General features: G+C 71.8%; 14 protein-coding genes and 4 pseudogenes. 13 read left to right on the forward strand and 5 right to left on the reverse strand.

Annotation, left to right across the window (positions count from 1 at the left end; genetic code table 11):
* Positions 1–235 precede the first annotated feature (235 nt).
* The 5 genes and pseudogenes from Q4V64_RS17065 (at position 236) to Q4V64_RS17085 (ending at position 5,332) form a co-directional block, all read left to right on the forward strand.
* Entirely contained in the window at positions 236–1,462 is a 1,227-nt protein-coding gene (locus tag Q4V64_RS17065; RefSeq protein ID WP_124442270.1) for an ROK family protein, read from the forward strand.
* A 245-nt stretch (positions 1,463–1,707) separates the two neighbouring features.
* Positions 1,708–2,382 (forward strand): annotated as a pseudogene (locus tag Q4V64_RS17070) (ABC transporter substrate-binding protein); the annotation flags it as partial.
* A 5-nt stretch (positions 2,383–2,387) separates the two neighbouring features.
* A pseudogene (locus tag Q4V64_RS17075) lies at positions 2,388–2,972 on the forward strand (ABC transporter ATP-binding protein); the annotation flags it as partial.
* Positions 2,969–4,420, forward strand: coding sequence for an LLM class flavin-dependent oxidoreductase (locus Q4V64_RS17080; RefSeq protein ID WP_253267170.1), 1,452 nt, complete (start codon positions 2,969–2,971; stop codon positions 4,418–4,420). The pseudogene Q4V64_RS17075 and the gene Q4V64_RS17080, both read left to right, overlap by 4 nt.
* Positions 4,421–4,435: 15 nt before the next feature.
* On the forward strand, positions 4,436–5,332 hold the full coding sequence (locus tag Q4V64_RS17085) for a TauD/TfdA family dioxygenase (protein ID WP_124442269.1): 897 nt from the start codon (positions 4,436–4,438) through the stop codon (positions 5,330–5,332).
* Between the two features lie 15 nt (positions 5,333–5,347).
* On the opposite strand, the gene Q4V64_RS17090 is transcribed toward Q4V64_RS17085, so the two are convergent.
* On the reverse strand, positions 5,348–5,980 hold the full coding sequence (locus tag Q4V64_RS17090) for a histidine phosphatase family protein (RefSeq protein ID WP_124442268.1): 633 nt from the start codon (positions 5,978–5,980) through the stop codon (positions 5,348–5,350).
* Positions 5,981–6,012: 32 nt separating this feature from the next.
* On the reverse strand, positions 6,013–7,545 hold the full coding sequence (locus tag Q4V64_RS17095) for an FGGY family carbohydrate kinase (RefSeq protein ID WP_124442267.1): 1,533 nt from the start codon (positions 7,543–7,545) through the stop codon (positions 6,013–6,015).
* A gap of 530 nt (positions 7,546–8,075) precedes the next feature.
* Here Q4V64_RS17095 and Q4V64_RS17100 point away from each other — a divergent pair.
* From Q4V64_RS17100 to Q4V64_RS17120, 5 genes and pseudogenes are all read left to right on the forward strand, one after another.
* Positions 8,076–8,207 (forward strand): annotated as a pseudogene (locus Q4V64_RS17100) (DeoR/GlpR transcriptional regulator); the annotation flags it as partial.
* A gap of 79 nt (positions 8,208–8,286) precedes the next feature.
* The gene (locus Q4V64_RS17105; protein WP_303710368.1) at positions 8,287–9,318 is read left to right on the forward strand and encodes a 2-hydroxyacid dehydrogenase; all 1,032 of its coding nucleotides are present in this window, start codon (positions 8,287–8,289) and stop codon (positions 9,316–9,318) included.
* Between the two features lie 277 nt (positions 9,319–9,595).
* Entirely contained in the window at positions 9,596–11,023 is a 1,428-nt protein-coding gene (locus tag Q4V64_RS17110) for an FGGY-family carbohydrate kinase (RefSeq protein WP_124442265.1), read from the forward strand.
* Positions 11,024–11,067: 44 nt separating this feature from the next.
* Positions 11,068–11,193, forward strand: a complete 126-nt coding sequence (locus Q4V64_RS17115) for a hypothetical protein (protein ID WP_301184553.1) — start codon at positions 11,068–11,070, stop codon at positions 11,191–11,193.
* Complete coding sequence (locus Q4V64_RS17120) at positions 11,193–11,429, forward strand: hypothetical protein (RefSeq protein WP_124442264.1); 237 nt, start codon at positions 11,193–11,195, stop codon at positions 11,427–11,429. The genes Q4V64_RS17115 and Q4V64_RS17120 overlap by 1 nt, the downstream gene beginning before the upstream one ends.
* 7 nt (positions 11,430–11,436) lie before the next feature.
* Here Q4V64_RS17120 and Q4V64_RS17125 read toward each other — a convergent pair whose 3' ends face one another.
* Entirely contained in the window at positions 11,437–12,099 is a 663-nt protein-coding gene (locus Q4V64_RS17125; protein WP_124442263.1) for a DsbA family protein, read from the reverse strand.
* A gap of 136 nt (positions 12,100–12,235) precedes the next feature.
* Here Q4V64_RS17125 and pepN point away from each other — a divergent pair, with 136 nt between their 5' ends.
* Together pepN and Q4V64_RS17135 are read left to right on the forward strand one after the other, a co-directional pair.
* A complete protein-coding gene (pepN, locus tag Q4V64_RS17130) occupies positions 12,236–14,827 on the forward strand; it encodes an aminopeptidase N (RefSeq protein ID WP_124442262.1) in 2,592 nt (863 codons plus the stop codon).
* 266 nt (positions 14,828–15,093) lie between these two features.
* Positions 15,094–16,152, forward strand: coding sequence for a hypothetical protein (locus tag Q4V64_RS17135; RefSeq protein ID WP_124442261.1), 1,059 nt, complete (start codon positions 15,094–15,096; stop codon positions 16,150–16,152).
* A 134-nt stretch (positions 16,153–16,286) separates the two neighbouring features.
* Here Q4V64_RS17135 and Q4V64_RS17140 read toward each other — a convergent pair whose 3' ends face one another.
* Positions 16,287–16,706 (reverse strand): hypothetical protein, encoded by a 420-nt coding sequence (locus tag Q4V64_RS17140; RefSeq protein ID WP_124442260.1) that lies wholly within the window; start codon positions 16,704–16,706, stop codon positions 16,287–16,289.
* 74 nt (positions 16,707–16,780) lie between these two features.
* Here Q4V64_RS17140 and Q4V64_RS17145 point away from each other — a divergent pair, with 74 nt between their 5' ends.
* Positions 16,781–17,560 (forward strand): helix-turn-helix transcriptional regulator, encoded by a 780-nt coding sequence (locus Q4V64_RS17145; protein WP_124442259.1) that lies wholly within the window; start codon positions 16,781–16,783, stop codon positions 17,558–17,560.
* An 84-nt stretch (positions 17,561–17,644) separates the two neighbouring features.
* Here Q4V64_RS17145 and Q4V64_RS55025 read toward each other — a convergent pair.
* Positions 17,645–17,866 (reverse strand): annotated as a pseudogene (locus tag Q4V64_RS55025) (NmrA family transcriptional regulator); the annotation flags it as partial.
* Positions 17,867–17,880: the final 14 nt, after the last annotated feature.

The following is a 17,880-nucleotide window of genomic DNA, read 5'->3' on the forward strand; positions in this document are numbered from 1 at the left end:
TGGACACCCGCCGTCTCGCCCGTCGGTCGCCGTCTGGGCAGCGGGGGACCGTTTTGCTAGCTTCGGGCGCATGGTTGCCCAGGCCCGGAACTTCTCGTCGCGTCGCCACGTCGACCTGCGACGCGTGGGCACGGCCGTCTGTCGCCGCCGGTAGGTCGGGGCGGGCGGAGCGGATCCGGTGCGCCTCGACTCATGAGACGGCGCGCTGTCGGACCCGTTCCCGAGGAAGATTCCCATGCCCCGTACCACGGCTGCACACCCTCCTGCCCCCTCTTCGTCTCCCGTCTCTTCGATTCCGCGCGCCGCCGATCCCGACCGGCGCCGAACCAGTGCGAGTGTCGTGCTGCGCTCCGTGCTGGAGCACGGGCCGGTCGCGCGCAGCACCATCGCCCGGCTGACCGGGCTGTCCCCGGCGTCGGTGACCGACTACTGCGCCCGCTTCGCGCGGGCCGGTCTGATCCGTGAGTGCGCCGCGCCCCGGCAGTCGAAGGGTGTGGGCCGGCCACATGTGCCGGTCGACCTGGACGACTCACGGTTCGTTGTGGGCGCCATCCATGTGGCCGTGCCCTACACCACGGTCGCGCTGCTGGATCTGCGCGGCCGGGTGGTGGCCGAGCGGCAGTTGAAGCACGTGGCCGGGGCTGTCGAGCCCGGTCAGGTGCTGACGCGGGCCGCCGACGGGCTGGCCACACTGCTCGACGGGGCCCCGGAGTGCCGGCCGCTGGGTATCGGTGTGGCCGTCGGCGGCTGGGTGGACCGGGACTCCGGGACCGTGGTCGCGCACCCGCTGCTGGGCTGGCGGGATGTGCCGGTGCGCGATGTGGTCGGCGCACACACCGGGCTGCCGGTCCATGTGGACGGACATGCGCGGGCGTTGGTCAACGCAGAGCGCCTGTTCGGGCGGGCACGTGGCAGCAGGAGCGTGCTGCACCTGTTCGTCGGCAACGTGGTCGACGCGGCGTTCGCCACCCACGACGAGGTGCACCACGGGCCGCGCAGCCAGGCGGGCGCCATCGCGCATCTGCCGGTGCCGGGCGGCACGGAGGTGTGCGAGTGCGGGCGTACCGGCTGCCTCCAGGCCGAGTTGAGCGAGCGCACGCTGTGCCGGCGGGCGCGGGAGGCGGGTGTCACCGACGGCGTGAACCCGATGCACGTGGTCGCCGCGGCGGCCGACGGCGACCTGGCCGCCGCAGGGCTGTTGGTGGACCGTGCGCGTCGGGTCGGGCGGGCGGTCGGTCTGCTGCTCGACGTGCTCAATCCGGAGACCGTCGTCGTCACCGAGATCGGCGTCCTGCATCGTGAGGACTGCCTTTCCGCGCTGCGGGACGAGGTCGGGGCGGAGCGGGCGGCGGCCGTGGTGCCGACGAGTTTCGCGGATTCCGTGCTTGCCGTGGCGGGTGGATCAGTCGCTCTGGACGTGCTCTATCGGGATCCGTTGGGCGTTTCACCTGAGCGGAATTAATTCAGAAATGCGGAATGTTGACAGGCCCCCTCCGAGGGAAGGAACATCCTGGTCATGAGCTGTCGCACCCTCTGTTGCTGACGCGTTGCCGCGCTTGAAGCGCGCGCCCACCTCTCTTCCCGCGTGAATTCCCTTGTCGGGCCCGGGCTTTCCGCTGCCCGGCATCGCGCGCGCGTTTCCCTTCACTTCTCGCTTCACTTCTCGCTTCACTTCTCGCTTCACTTCTCGGCTTACGGAGTCCTCCCATGCCTTCCCCACCCCTGCCCGGAATCGACCGGCGGCTCTTTCTCACCTCCCTGCTCGGCGTCTCCGCCGCTGCCGCAGGCCTCAGCGGCTGCGCGGGCGACAGCGCGGCGGCCTCGAAGACGTCCCTCTCCGAGCCGCTGGCGAAGACGGTCCCCGCCGGCACCAGCCTGAAGGTCGCCTCGTACCAGAGCGTCCAGCAACTCCAATTCAGGCTCGCGAAGTTCGGCCGGCTTCCCTTCAAGGTGAGCAGCTGGGCGAACATCGGCGCCGGACCCGATGTCATCAACGCCTTCCGCGCCGGATCCCTGGACATCGCCAACAACGCGGGCATCCCGCCGATCCAGGCGCAGTTCCAGGGCTACGACGCGAAAATCGTCGCGATCAACGTCACCCGCAAGCCGAACTACCTCTTCGCCACCAAGCCGGGCAGCGACATCCGCTCGGTCGAGGACTTCAAGGGGACGAAGCTGGCGTTTTCGCAGGGCCAGGCGCAAGGTGTCGTACTCCTGCGGGCGTTGAAGAAGGCCGGGCTGGCGTACGACGACGTGAAGCTCGTACCGCTGACCAGCAACCAGTTCCTCACGGCGCTTCAGTCGGGGCAGGTGGACATCGCGCCGCTCGCCAACCAGCAGGCGCCCGCCTATCTCCAGCAGTACGCGTCCAAGGGCGCCCACGCCGCAAGAGCACGCTGCTGCGGGCGGTCGCCGGCCTCGACCACGAGGTGGCGGGGAGCGGTCGGCTGACCGCGCCGGAACGGGTGTCGGTCGTCTTCCAGGACTCCCGGCTGCTGCCCTGGCAGCGCGTCCTCGACAACGTCCTGCTCGGCCTCGACGGCAAGGAGGCCGACCGGAAGGGTCGCGAGGCCCTCGCCGAAGTGGGCCTGAAGGGCCGCGAACGGGCCTGGCCGAGCGAGCTGTCCGGCGGCGAGGCCCAGCGTGCCGCCCTGGCCCGCTCTCTGGTCCGCGAGCCGGAACTCCTGCTGGCCGACGAGCCGTTCGGCGCCCTCGACGCGCTCACCCGGATCCGGATGCACGTCCTGCTGAGGCAGCTGTGGGAGCGCCACCGGCCCTCCGTGCTGCTCGTCACCCACGACGTGGACGAGGCGATCGTGCTCGCCGACCGGGTCCTCGTCCTCGACCAGGGCCGTATCGGCCTCGACCTGACCATCGACCGCCCGCACCCGCGCTCCTACCGGGATCCGCTGCTGGGCGAGTACCGGGAGCGGCTGCTGGCCGCGCTCGGCGTGACGGAGGACCACCAGTGACCACCAGACAGCTGCATCTCAACGCGTTCCTGATGAACACCGGCCACCACGAGGCTTCGTGGCGGCTGCCGGAGAGCGACCCGTACGCGCACGTGGACCTCGCGCACTACGTCCGCCTCGCCCGGATCGCCGAACGCGGCACCTTCGACTCCCTCTTCCTGGCCGACGGACCGCAGCTGTGGGGCAACCTGGCCCAGCGGCCCGCCGGCGCCCTGGAGCCGCTCACCCTGCTGACCGCGCTGGCGACGGCCACCGAGCACATCGGCCTGATCGCCACCGCCTCCACCTCCTACAACTCCCCCTACAACCTGGCCCGCAAGTTCGCCTCGCTCGACATCATCAGCGGCGGCCGGGCGGGCTGGAACATCGTCACCACGGCCGGTGCCGAGGCCGCCCGCAACTTCGGTCTCGCCGCCGAACCCGCGCACGCCGGGCGGTATGCCCGCGCCGCCGAGTTCCTCGATGTGGCGTTGAAGCTCTGGGACAGCTGGGAGGACGACGCGATCGTCGCCGACAAGGCGGCCGGCGTCTGGGGCGACGACACGAAGATCCATCCACCCCGGCACCAGGGGACGTACTTCAGCGTCGAGGGCGCCCTCAACGTGCCGCGCACCCCGCAGGGTTACCCGCTGCTGGTGCAGGCGGGGTCGAGCGAGGACGGGAAACGCTTCGCGACGCGGTACGCGGAGGCCGTGTTCACCGCCCAGCAGACCATCGAGGACGCGCAGGCCTTCTACGCCGACCTCAAGTCCCGTACGGCCGCGGCCGGTCGCGACCCCGACCACATCAAGGTGCTGCCCGGGATCGTGCCGGTGATCGGGTCGACGGAGGCGGAGGCCCGTGCCAAGGAGCAGCTCCTCGAAGACCACATCGTGTACACGCACGGCGTGGCCCGGCTGGAGAGCCTGCTGCAACTGGAACCGGGGACACTGGAGTTGGACGCCCGACTCCCCGCCGACCTGCCGCCGGAGAGTGCCATCGAGGGTGCCAAGAGCCGCTACACGCTCATCGTCGAGCTCGGCCGGCGCGAACGCCTCACCGTGCGGCAGTTGATCGGGCGGCTCGGCGGCGGCCGGGGGCACCTCACCTTCGCGGGCACGCCCGAGCAGGTCGCCGACGCGATCGAGACCTGGTTCACGCACGGTGCCGCCGACGGCTTCAACATCATGCCCGCGGTCCTGCCCTCGGGCCTCGACACCTTCGTCGACCACGTCGTCCCGATCCTGCGCACCCGCGGCCTGCTCCGCACGGAATACGGCCCGCGCCGGACCCTGCGGGAGCGATACGGCCTCCCGCGCCCCGCCAACCAGTACGTCACGCCCGTTCAGGGATCCGCCAAGGGATCCGCCAAGGGACCCGCCAAGGGATCCGCCGAGGGACCCGCCAAAGGACCCGCCAAGGGACCCGCCAAGGGATCCGCCGAGGAATCCGCACTCGCCCGAGTCTGAAAGGACCCGCTCCCCATGACCGACATCCACATCAGCAAGGTCACCGCCAACATCGGCGCCCGGATCACCGGCGTCGACCTCGCCAAGCCCCTCGACGAGGAGACGGTCGTCGCCCTCCGCGACGCGCTGAACACCCACAAGGCCCTGGTCTTCGACGACGTCGACCTCGACGACGAGGGCCAGCAGGCCTTCGTCCGGCACTTCGGGGACATCACCACCGCCCACCCGACCGTGCCGTCCGTCGACGGCGTGCCGAACGTCCTGCCCGTCGACAGCGAGCGCGGCCGCGCCGCCAACCACTGGCACACGGACGTCACCTTCGTCCTCAACCCGCCGCAGGCCAGCACCCTGCGCAGCATCACGATCCCGCCGTACGGCGGCGAGACCCTGATCGCCAACTCGGCCGCCGCCTACCGCGACCTGCCGCAGCCGCTGCGGCTGCTGGCCGACACCCTGTGGGCCGAGCACACCAACGACTACGACTACGCGGTGCCGGAGGAGACCGTCGACGAGGCCCAGGCCGCCGCCCGCGCCCAGTTCACGTCCATCAAGTACCGCACGGCCCACCCGATCGTCCGCGTCCACCCGCTGACCGGCGAGCGCGGCCTGTTCATCGGCGGGTTCGCACAGCGGATCGTCGGCCTGTCCGCGGGCGAGTCCCGCAAGATCCTCGACCTGCTCCAGACGTACGTCACCCGCTCGGAGAACATCCTGCGCCACCGCTGGTCGGAGAACCAGCTCGTCCTCTTCGACAACCGCATCACCCAGCACTACGCCATCGACAACTACGACGGCCTGCCGCGCCGCCTGCACCGCGTGACCGTCGCCGGCGACGTGCCGGTGGGCGTGGAGGGCAAGGAAAGCTACGTGATCGAGGGAGACGCCTCGCACTACACGTCCGTGGCGGCGTAACCGCCCCTTCTCCGGTCAGTAGTTCCACGGCACGTCCGGCTCGCACGGCACGTTGAGGGAGAGAAGTGCGGCGGAACCGTCGGTGTTCATGCGGAGTTCGCTGATCGCCACGTTGCGCAACCGCGGGAACACCCTGCGGTACTCGGCCGGCGGGATCGACAGCAGGGTGCACAGCACCAGGCGGAGCAGGGAGTTGTGGGCGACCACGAGGACGCGTCCGCCGGGGTGGGCGGCGGCGATGCGGCGCAGGGCGGCGGATCCGCGGGCGGCGGCGGCCGCGGGGTCCTCGGCGCCGGGGAAGGGGTGGGCGACCGGGTCCGCGCGGAAGGCGTCCGCCGCCGTCGGGTCCTCGGCCGCGAACTCGGCGAGGGTACGGCCCTCCACCACGCCGAAGTCGCATTCCCGCAGGTCGGGTTCGCGGTGCGGGGTGAGGTCGAGGGCGCGGCAGGCGGGGTCGGCGGTGGCGACGGCACGGGAGAGCGGCGAGGTCCAGATCGCGTCGACGGGGTGGGCGGCGGCCCAGCGGCCGAGGGCCTCGGCCTGGGCGCGGCCGGTGTCGGTGAGGGGCACGTCGCTGATGCCGGCGTAACGGTTCTCGGCGTGCCAGATCGTCTGTCCGTGCCGGGCCAGGAGAAGGGTCGTACTCATGGATCCAGCAGTATCCAGGTCCGGGGGCGTGCTCATGAACCCGCCGTATCCCTGTCCAGGCGGGCGCGTGCATGCGCCGCGACCGGGGCCGGGAGCCAGCCGCGGGCCGTCAGTTCGTCGATGAGACGGGCGTACGGCTCGGCGAAGGCTGCCGTGCGGCCGGGGCGGGGTTCGAGGACGGTACGGGTGCGGACCATGCGTTCGGCGACGTCCGCGACGTGGAGGTGGCGTGGTGTCTCCGTTCCGTACGCCGCCAGCACGGCCATGCCCAGGGCCGGTTCGGTCTGCTCCGGTACGCGGGCCGGGCGGCCGAGGATGTCGGCGCGCAACTGGTTCCAGTACGTGCTGCGGGCGGCGCCGCCGGTGAAGGTGAGCGGGCCGTCGAGCGGGGCACCCAGGTGGTGCAGGTAGTCCAGACACAGCCGTTCCGTGAAGGCGACGCCCTGGAGCAGCCCGGCCCACAGGTCGGCGTCGCCGGCGGGCTCGCCGAGGAGCAGGGCAGTGGCGTCCGGCGCCAGGAACGGGAACCGTTCCCCCGGTGACACCAGCGGGTAGGCGACCACGCCGGACGGCTCGAACGCGGCCGCCCTGCGGTCCATGGCCTCCGGGTCCGCTCTGCCGAAGGCCGCCGTGAGCACGCCCGCGCCGACGCTGGAGGCGCCGCCGGGCAGCCAGGTTCCGTCCGGTGCACGGTGGTTGTAGACCACGCCGGTGGGGTCGCGGACGGGGGTCGAGGAGGCGCCCTTGAGGACGAGGGTGGTGCCGAGGACCGAGTTCCAGGCGCCGTGCCGCAGGGCTCCCGAGGCGATCTGGGCCGCGCAGCCGTCGGTCATCCCGGCGATCACGGGTGTGCCGGCCGGAATGCCGGTGGCCTCGGCGGAGGTCGGACAGACCTCGCCGAGGCGAGTGCCGGGCGGTACGACGTCGGGCAACAGGCCGTCAGGGAGCCCGAGTTCGGCCGTCACGGTGTACGGCCACGCCTTGCCCTCCAGGTCGTAGCCGGTCTTGAGGGCGTGGCTGGAGTCGGCGGGGGGCACCTCGCCGGTGAGGCGGGCGACGATCAGATCGGGCTGGTGGGTGATCCGTCCCGGCGCGTAGGTCTGCCCCTGCTCGTAGGTCTGCCCCCGCCCGTAGGTCTGCCCCCGCCCGTAGGTCTCGATGAGCCACAACGCCTTCGGCAACGCCCACGTGTCCTGTACCGACAGCCCCGCCGCCCGGACCCGCGCCGCCTCCTGACCCGCGCGCCCGTCGTCGTACATCAGCGCCGGGCTCACCGGACGCCCCGCGCCGTCCGTCAGCAGTACCGTCCCGGACGTCCCGCACACCGCGAGCCCGCCGATCCGTACGCCGGGCAGCCCGGCGAGGGCCGAGCGGGACGCCGTACACACCGCCTCCCACCACTCCCCCGGGTCCTGCTCGTGCCGCACCCCCTCGCGGCGCCCGGTCAGCGGGGCCGAGCCGCCGCCGAGGACCGTGCCGTCACCGGTGACCACCAGGACCCGGACGCTCTGCGTCCCCAGGTCGATGCCCAGCCACGCCACACCGCCGTCGCCCACGTCCGCCATCCGGACCTCCCTGCACTCTCCAGCACATCGCGACCCGGTCTGTGAACTTCTCACTCCCCTTCGATATTGACCCGAGATTTTCGCTTGCGCGAGGGATTGATGCGTGAGGGATTGACGCACAAGTTCCGCCGTTCCACTCTCTGTTGAGATGAACAGCGGCGACAGCGCACCCCATGGACCGGCCGCCCGGCAGGTGGCCATGGCCGAGCAGGTGCTGGCCGACGGTTTGGCGACCGCGGCGGAGCTCGCCGAGCGCTTCGGGGTGAGCGTCGCTGATGAGCTTAGGTTCCCTGGACGATCCAGGGTTTCCTGGATGCCGGGAAGTGGTCCGTCGTGCTGGGCGGGGTTTGGACGCCTGCCGTGGGACCGTGGGCCGTCGCCGCCGGGTGCGGTGCGGGTGCTCATCGTGTGCGGTACCTGCCGCCTGTGGCGCCGCCGGCTGCGGCGATTCGGAGGCTGCGGTATCCGCCCCGCCGGACGCTTTCCGCCCGGTGTGGACCCGGGCGGGGCGGGGACCCCGCGTCGCTTTCCTCGACGAGCTGGAGCGGCAGGGGGTCGTACGGAAGTTCAGGGGCGGGGTGACCGCGCAGCCGTCCGCGGTGTTCGAGTCGAACGTGCAGTACCGGCTGAGGACGATGCGGGCGGAGAAGGCCGCCGTCGCCGACCGGGTCCGTTACGAGGTGTGCCCGACGGGAGGCGGCGACGGCCGCACTGGAACTACGTGACGGGAGACTCCCTGCGATGACCGAACCTGTACGTGTGGTGGCCGCCGGCGACCACTTCGTCCTGCCGAGGCTGATCGCCCGGGAGGTCACCCATGAAGTGGGCGAACAGCCCGTGGACGTGACTGAACTGACCCTCGGCTGGCCCCTCGAACCCTTCGGTCCGGTGGCCGAGGTCCAGGAGGCCAGCGACGCCGAGGAGCACCTGATCGAGGCGCTGGCCGGTGCGCAGGTCCTGGTCACCCAGATGGGCCCGGTCACCGAACGGGTGCTGGACGCCTGCCCGGACCTGCGGCTGGTCGTCGTCTGCCGGGGCGGCCCGGTCAACGTCAACCTCGACGCGGCGAAGGCGCACGACGTCCGCGTGTGCTTCGCGCCCGGCCGCAACGCCGCCGCCACCGCCGAGTTCACCGTCGGCCTGCTGCTGGCGGCCCTGCGCCGCATCCCCCAGGCCCACGACCTGCTGGCGCGGCAGGGCAGCTGGGAAGGCGCCGCCTACTACACGTACGAGCACAGCGGTCTGGAGCTGGAGGACCTGCCCGTCGGGCTGATCGGCTACGGAGCCGTCGGCAGCCGGGTCGCCCGCGTGCTGTGCGCCTTCGGCGCGCAGGTGATGGTGTACGACCCCTATGTGCGCGGCGAGATCCACGGCCTGCGCGTGTCCTCACTCGACACCCTGCTCACCCGCTCCCACGTGATCACCCTGCACGCCCGCCTCACCGAGGAGACCCGCGGCCTGATCGGCGCCCGTGAGCTGTCGCTGCTGCCGTCCGGCGCGGTGGTGGTGAACGTGGCGCGCGGGCCCCTGCTGGACGAGGAGGCGCTGTGCGACGCGTTGGAGAGCGGGCAGGTGTCGGCGGCGGCGCTGGACACGTTCGAGCGGGAGCCGCTCCCGGCGGACTCCCGGCTACTGGGCCTCGGCCGGCAGGTGGTACTCACCCCGCACCTGGGCGGGGCGAGCCGCGCGGTGGCGGAGAAGGCGGCGCGGATCGCCGCGGAGGAGGTCGGGCGCTGGGTGCGCGGGGAGCCGTTGGCGCACTGCCTGACGTGAGCGGCCTGGGGGTGGGGGCCTGGGGGTGGGGGCCTGGGGGTGGGGGCCTGGGGTTCGGGGCCTGGGGTTCGGGCCCACCAACAAGCACTGTCCCAACGCGTCGGCCGCGAGGGAGCCGAAGGGGCGCGCCGGTGTCGAGACGGCATGGGGGCACCTCCCGCGCGAGCGAAGCCGAGCGTGGGGGAGCGCGGAGGCCCGAAGGGCTGAGCACGAGCGCCGTCTCGACACCGGCACAGAGCGCCCCGTAGGCGACCGAGCCATCAAAAGAGGAGGCCCCATGTACGTCGGTGTCGATGTGGGCACGTCCATGGTCAAGGCGGCGGCCTTCGACGGCACGGGCCGTGAACTGGCCGTCGAGTCCCGGCATGTGGGCCTCGATCTGCGCGGTGGTGTCGTCGAGCAGGACATGGAGGAGGTGTACGGGACGGTCGTCGCCGTACTCGAGGAGCTGATGGCTCGCGTGCCGGAACCGGTCGAGCTGGCCGGGCTCACCGGGCAGGGCGACGGGGTGTGGCTGGTGGACGCGGAGGGCCGTCCGGTGCGGGCCGCGGCCTCGTGGATGGACGGCCGGGCGCACGAGCTGCTCGACCAGTGGCTGGCGGACGGCACCTTCGAGACGGTGTTCCGGCGCACCGGCAGCGCCATGTTCCCGGGCTGCCCGGGCCCGCTGCTGGCCTGGCTGGACCGCCACGAGCCCACGTCCCTCGACGCCGCGCGGGCCGCCGTCTACTGCAAGGACATGGTCTTCCAGCGGTTGACGGGCGCTGCGCGGGCGACGACGGACGTGTCGGACGCCTCGATGCCGTTCCTGGACCCGCGCACGAGGACGTACGACAACGGGGTCGTGGAGCTGCTGGGTCTGACCCACCGGCGCGGGCTGCTCGCCCCGGTCAGCGACCCGATCGCGACCTCGCGGACGCGGGGCGAGGGCCTGCCGTCCGGTGTCCGGATCGCGAACGGGCCGTACGACCTCCCCGCCTGCGCACTCGGCGCCGGAGTCACCGCCCCCGGCGACGGCCTGCTCATCGTCGGCACCTGCCTGGCCGCACTGGTCGCGACCACCGACCTGGACCTGACCGGGGAACCCGCCGGCCTGTACATCTCCACCGACCGCCCCGGCCACCGTCTGCGCGCCATGCCCGCGATGGTCGGCACGGCCGCGCTGGACTGGGTGCTGTCGACTACGGGCGTGCGTCACGAGGAGGTGGACGGGCTGCTGGCGTCGACCCCGCCCGGCGCGCACGGGGTGCGGGTCCTGCCGTACTTCGCGCCCTCCGGCGAGCGCGCCCCCTTCGTGGAGCCGCGCCTGCGCGCCGAACTCACCGGCGTTTCCCTGGAGTCGACCCGCGCCGACCTGGTGCGGGCGGTGTGCGAGGGCATCGGCTACGCGGCCCGGCACTGCCTGGAGGCGGCCGGACTGACGGGCTCGCTGGCCGTGTGCGGCGGCGGCACCCGCAGCCCCGCGTGGATGCGGCTGCTGGCCGACGTCCTGGGCCGGCCCCTGCGGGTCGTCGAGGGTGAGGTGGGTGCGCGGGGCGCGGTGCTGGCGGCGGCCGAGCGGTACGGCGTGGCGCTGGACACGGCCGTGTGGACCCGCCCCACGGCGATCGTCGAGCCGGACCCGGGCCGGGCCGCGTACTACGCGGAGGGATACCAGGAGCACCTGGCCCGGCTGACGGAGGCCAGGAGCCGGGCGCGTACGTGACCGGCCACGGGCCCGTACGTGCGTGAATGGCCACGGGCCCGTACGTGAGCAGCCGTATTCCGATCGATTCCCGGGGCGCGTCCGCGCAGTACGCGCTGTACTACCGACCGGGAGTCGACGCGGTGGTGGCCGGCTTCCCGGATCTGGCGGTGACTGCGAGGAGGGCTTGATGGCGACGACGCGCACACTGGACTGCCCGAACTGCCGCGGCATGCAGGTGTTCCGGCTTCTCAACGACGAGGAGAAGGCCGCGATCCGTGCGCAGAAGGGAGACCGCCACCAGGTGGACAACCTGTGGCGCTGCACCGCCAAGGGCTGCCTGACGTACTACCGCCATCTGAACAAGGGCGACCGCGACCTCCTCCCCGAGAGGTTCCGCGAGGAGGAGGGCGCCGCCGCCGAGTGAGTCCGTCCTACAGGTTGCTGAAGTCCGGCCCCTTGGTGCGGGTGCGCTTGATCTCGTAGAAGCCGGGGACCGAGGCCACGGCGAGGGTGCCGTCCCAGAGGCGGGCGGCCTCCTCGCCCTTGGGCGCGGGGGTGACGACCGGGCCGAAGAACGCGATCTGCTCGCCGTCGGAGCCGGGCACGGCGATGACCGGGGTGCCGACGTCCTGGCCGACCTTGTCGATGCCCTCCTTGTGGGAGGCGCGCAGCTCGGCGTCGAACTCGAAGTCCTCCTGGTCGGCGTACTCGATCAGCTCGGCGGGCAGGCCGGCGTCGTCGAGCGCGGCCGCTATGGCCTCGACGGTCGGGCCCTCGCCCTGGTTGTGGAAGCGGGTGCCGAGGGCGGTGTAGAGGGGGCCGAGGACGTCGGCGCCGTGCTTCTGCCAGGCGGCGGTCGCCACCCGCACCGGCTTCCAGGCGTGGGTGGCGAGCATCTCCCGGTACTCCTCGGGCAGCTCGTCGATCTTGTCCTCGTTCAGCACCGCGAGGCTCATGATGTGCCAGCGCACCTCGATGTCGCGGACCTTCTCCACCTCCAGGACCCACCGGGAGGTCATCCAGGCCCAGGGACACAGCGGGTCGAACCAGAAGTCGACGGGGGTCTTGCCGGAGGTGTTCGGGGTCTCGGACATGAGTCTCCTCGAAAAAGTGAGTTTCACCAGGCAACACCGACGCCTGCCCGACCCATTCCCGACTGCCCGGTGTCAGGGGCACATGGCAGGATCAGCCCTGTCCACATGCTGAACATCACTCGAGGGAGTACCGCCCGTGCCCGGTGAGAATCTGTCCCGCGACGAGGCCCGGGAGCGGGCCGCACTGCTGTCCGTCGACGGCTACGACGTGTCCCTCGACCTGCGCTCGGCGATCGGTGACGGGGCCGGGAACGGTGCCGGGGACGGTGCGCGGACCTTCCGGTCCGTGACCACGATCCGCTTCCGCTGCGCCGAGCCGGGCGCGACGAGCTTCGCGGACCTGATCGCACCGGGCGTCACCGCCGTCTCGCTCAACGGCAGGGATCTCGATCCCGGCGAGGTCTTCGACGGCTCCCGGATCGCCCTGGAGGACCTCGCCGCCGACAACGAACTGGTCGTCGACGCCCAGTGCGCCTACTCCCGCACCGGCGAGGGCCTGCACCGCTTCGTCGACCCGGAGGACGGCGAGGTGTACCTGTACACGCAGTACGAGCCGGCCGACTCGCGCCGCGTGTTCGCGAACTTCGAGCAGCCGGACCTCAAGGCGCCGTTCCGCTTCGAGGTGCGGGCACCGGAGGGGTGGAGTGTGTGGAGCAACGGCGCCGGTGAACTGACGGACGGCGTGTGGCGTTTCGCGGAGACGAAGCCGATCTCGACGTACATCACGTGCGTGGTGGCGGGCCCGTACCACTACGTGACGGACACGTACTCCCGCGATCTGGGTGACGGCACGACTCTCGACATCCCCCTCGGCGCCCTGTGCCGCAAGGGCCTCGCGCCCCACTTCGACTCCGACGACGTGTTCCTGGTGACCAAGCAGGGCCTGGACTTCTTCCACGAGCACTTCGACTACCCGTACCCCTTCGGGAAGTACGACCAGGCGTTCGTGCCCGAGTACAACCTCGGCGCGATGGAGAACCCGGGTCTGGTGACCTTCCGGGAGGAGTTCATCTTCCGGGGGAAGGTCACGCAGGCGTCGTACGAGGGCCGGGCGAACGTCGTCCTGCACGAGATGGCGCACATGTGGTTCGGCGACCTGGTCACCATGGAGTGGTGGGACGACCTGTGGCTGAAGGAGTCCTTCGCCGACTTCATGGGCGCCTTCGCCCTGGTGGGCGCCACCCGCTTCGAGAACGGCTGGATCACCTTCGCCAACCGCCGCAAGGCCTGGGCGTACCGCGCCGACCAGCTCCCCTCCACCCACCCGATCACGGCCGACATCCGTGACCTCCAGGACGCCAAGCTGAACTTCGACGGCATCACGTACGCCAAGGGAGCCAGCGTCCTGAAGCAGTTGGTGGCGTACGTCGGCCAGGACGCGTTCCTGGAGGGCGCGCGGCGCTACTTCAAGCGGCACGCGTACGGCAACACGCGCCTGGGCGACCTGCTGTCGGTGCTGGAGGAGACCAGTGGGCGGGACATGGGCGTGTGGGCGCGTTCCTGGCTCCAGACAGCCGGCGTGAACGCGTTGACTCCGCAGGTGCTGTTGAGCGCGCAGGGCCGGGTGGACGAGCTGGCGGTGGTGCAGGAGGCCGCCGAGACCCACCCCGAGCTGCGGCCGCACCGGGTGGCGGTGGGGCTGTACCGGCGAGCCGATGGCGGTGCCCTGGAGCGGTACGCGCGAGCCGAGGTGGACGTCGAGGGCGCGCGTACGGTCGTGGCGGAGCCGGCCGGTTCTGAGGCGCCCGAGCTGGTGCTGGTCAACGACGACGATCTGACGTACTGCAAGATCCGCTTCGACGCGACCTCGCTGGAGACGCTGAAGGACGGGCTGGGCGACCTCACCGACCCCCTGGCCCGCGCCCTTTGCTGGTCGGCGCTGTGGAACATGACGCGGGACGCGCTGCTGCCCGCGCGGGACTTCGTGGACCTGGTGCTGCGGTTCGCCGGCCGGGAGTCGCAGATCGGCGTGCTGCAGATGCTGCACGCGTGGGCCGAGTCGGCGCTGGTGAACTACGCGGCACCTCAGTGGCGCGAGCGAGGCGGTGCACTGCTCTCCGCGTGCGCCGAGCGCGAGCTGTACGGCGCCGAGCCGGGCAGCGAGCAGCAGTTGGCGTGGGCGCGTTTCTACGCCCGGACGGCGGAGGCCCCGGGCGCCTTCGAGACGCTGCGGGGCCTGCTGGACGGCACGTCGGCCATCGAGGGACTGGAGGTCGACCAGGAGCTGCGGTGGGCGTTCCTGGAGCCGCTGGTCGTGCACGGGTACGCCGACGAGAAGGCACTGGCCGCGGAACTGGCCCGCGACGACACCGCGTCCGGCAAGCGCCACCAGGTCCGCTGCCTCGCCGCCCGGCCGTCGGCGGCGGTCAAGGCGCAGGCCTGGGCACAGGTGGTGGAGTCGGACGCGCTGTCCAACGCCCTGGTCGAGGCGACCATCGCGGGCTTCGACCGGCCCTCGCAGCGGGAGCTGCTCGCGCCGTACGCGGAGAAGTACTTCGCCGCGATCGAGCGGGTGTGGCAGGAGCGGTCGATCCAGATCGCGATGCACATCGTCTCCGGGCTGTTCCCGTCGCTCCAGCAGTCGCAGGAGACGCTGGACGCGACGGACGCGTGGCTCGCGGCCCACGAGGACGCGGCACCGGCGCTGCGGAGGCTGGTGCTGGAGGCGCGGGACGACCTGGCGCGGGGGCTGCGGGGGCAGGCGTGTGACGCGAGGGCGGCCGGGTGAGGTTGTGGTGAGACCTGATGCCGAGCTCTGGCCTGATGCGAGCTTTGACCTGCCGCCGAGCTTTGGCCTGAGATTCGGCGTCCGGTAGCCGTTACGGAATTCAGGCAATAGTCGCCGTAACCCCTGGTCCACACCCGAACGGACCAGGGGTTTTCCGCGCCTATTCGGCATCCGAACATGCGTCCTTTAGTGCTGGCTTGTCCGGATTTTCCGACGGCCGTGTAACAGCGGTTCAAGGCCGGATCGACTGCGGGAACCTCCGGGTCATGAACCACAACACCCCGCTCCCCCCGCTTTCCCCCCGCCCCCTCCGGCACCTCTCCGAGGGGCACCGCGGCGTAGTCACGGCCGCACAGCTGCGCGCGCACGGCGTCACGGCCGCCGACACCAACGAGCAGTGCCGCCCCGGCGGCCCCTGGCAGCAGATCCTCCCCGGCGTCTTCCTCCTCCACTCCGGCCCGCCGACCAGCGAGGAGCGACTGCACGCGGTGCTGATGTACGCGGCACGGCAGCAGACCACGTCGGTCCCGGCCCAGCCCGGCGCGGAGGAACCGCACCGGCCGGTGTACACGGAGGCGGTGATCACGGGCATGACCGCGCTCACGCTGCACGGCTTCTCCTCGACTCCCCCGCCGACCTCCCTGGACACGATCGACGTCCTGGTCCCCCGCCTGCGCCGGCTGCGCTCGACGGGCTGCGCCCGCATCGTCCGTACGGCGGCCCTGCCGGCCCCGCAGCATGTCACCGGCGTCCCGGTCGCCCCGGTGCCGCGCGCCCTGGCCGACGCGGTGGCCGAACTGGCGGACGCGGGCGCCGTACGCCGCCTGCTGACGGAGGCGGTGCGCGGCGGCCACTGCGAACCCTCCGCCGTCGTACGGGAGCTGAACCGGGCGAAGCTGCTGAGCCGGCCGCATGTGGTGGACGCGGTGGACTCCCTGCTGGCCGAGGGACGGGCGATCGCGGAGGACGGTCTGTACCGGATGGTCCGGGAGTACGGCCTGCCGGACCCGGTCTGGAACGTGGACCTGAGGCTCCCCGGCGGGCCCCACCTCGGCGGCCTGGACGCGTACTGGCCGGAGCAGGCGGTCGCGGTGGAGCTGGACACCCGCGCCCCCCGCCAAGGCCATCGGCAGGAGGACGACGCCCTGTGGTCCGAGTACGCCCGCAAGCGCGAGCACTTGGAGCGGCTGGGCATCACGGTCGTCCACATCACACCGAAGAAGCTGCGGGAGGCGCTTGAGCAGCAGGCGACGGTGGTCCGTACGGCACTGATGGCGGCCGGCGACCGTGAACCGGCCGCGTATGTCGTGGTGCTGCCCCGGTAGTGACGTACCGGGGCCGGCATCAGGAGGGGAGAGGAGGGGCCGCCGGACGCGAACCGGGGCCCCTCCTCGCATGTGCGACGGGGCGTGGCGGTCCCCGTTGCCCGGAGTGCCCCGGCCTCCGCCGGCCAGGCGCGTCAGTCAGGGAACTGGTAGTCGGTGACGATGCGGCCGTCCCGGTCGAGGAGCAGGATGTCGAGCCCGCCCCCCGCATCCACCCCGTCGGCGGTGCGTACCGCGCGCCAGGTGAGTTTGACCGCGTCGCGGAGGCGTACCGGGGTGCCGCCCAGCGCGAAGGTGAGTTCGCCGGTGGCGACGAAGTCCTCGTAGGCACGGGTGACACGGGTTTCGATCGCCTCGTGACCGTGGGCTTCGAGGGCCGGGGAGCCGAAGCCCAGACCGGCGGCGGCCTTCCTGATCTCCTCGGACGGGTGCAGGACATGGGCGCCGTCCGCCGCCCACAGGCTCCGGACGGCCGTGCGGCGGGCAACGGGGTCCGGCTCGTTCCAGAGCGTCACGTAAGTCTCGGCCAGTTCGTGCAGTGCGTTGTCCGTCATGGCAGGAGCATGCGCGGCGGAGGGCATGGGGCCAATTCCCTCTGGGGAATCGCCACGGCCCGGACAATGGGGCCATGACCTTCGGGGAGACCCTGCGCGGGTACCGGCAGCGGCGCAGGCTGAGCCAGCTGGATCTGGCCCTGCGGGCGAACACGACGCAGCGCCACCTGAGCTTCGTCGAGAGCGGCCGCTCGACGCCGGGACGGGACCTCGTCGTACGGCTCGCCACGTCGCTGGACCTCCCCCTGCGGGAGCAGAACGGCCTGCTGCTCGCCGCGGGATTCGCCCCTCTCGTGTCCGACAGTGGCCCGGACGGGCCGGAGTTGAGCGCCGTACGTCAGGCGCTGCAGGAGGTTCTCGACGGGCACCGGCCCTATCCGGCGTTCGTCATGAACCGTCACGGAGACGTGCTCGCGGTCAACGACGCGATGGGGGTCATGACCGAGGGCGCCGCGCCGGAGCTGTGCCAAGGCCGATGGAACGCCTACCGAATGGGATTGCATCCGCAGGGAATGGCGCCCCGGGTGCGCAATCTCGCCCACTGGTCACGCCACATTCTCGGGAACCTGCGCGCGGAACTCACCCGCAACCCCGACGACCGTCTCGCCGCCCTCGTCACCGAACTCGAGGGCTACGCGCCGCCCGCCGCGGACGTACCCCATCTGGGCTTCGCGGTGCCCCTCGAACTCGCCTCTCGCCAGGGCGATCTCAGGCTCCTCGCCATGATCGCGACCTTCACCACCGCCCACGACGCCGCCGTCACCGACCTCAAGCTGGAGACGTTCCTCCCCGCCGACCCGAACACGGCGACCAGACTTCGCGCCGCGCAGCCGGACCGGACGCTCATCCAGTGATTGGCAGATGTGTTCCACCGGCACGGCCACGTGACCTGCGGTTTTCCCTCGCAGGGGTGGAACGGATCCGCCAATTTCCCCCTTCGGCTCGCCCAGGGCCGCCAGCGTGCCCTCGGCCACCGGCGGCGACATGAATCGCGTCATCTGCTCTCGGGCCTCCTCACGGGTCTGCTCCACGAAGTGGACCCGCTCCCCCAGCGCCTCGGCGATCGCTGCCGCACGCTCGCGCGGAGTGGTCGCCGCCGGGCCGGTCAGGGTGTAGGTCGCGCCGTCGTGACCGTCCTCGCGCAGGACGGCTGCGCCGACCGCCGTGCGTGAGC

It is taken from the genome of Streptomyces sp. NL15-2K (assembly GCF_030551255.1).
In the GTDB taxonomy this organism is placed as follows: domain Bacteria; phylum Actinomycetota; class Actinomycetes; order Streptomycetales; family Streptomycetaceae; genus Streptomyces.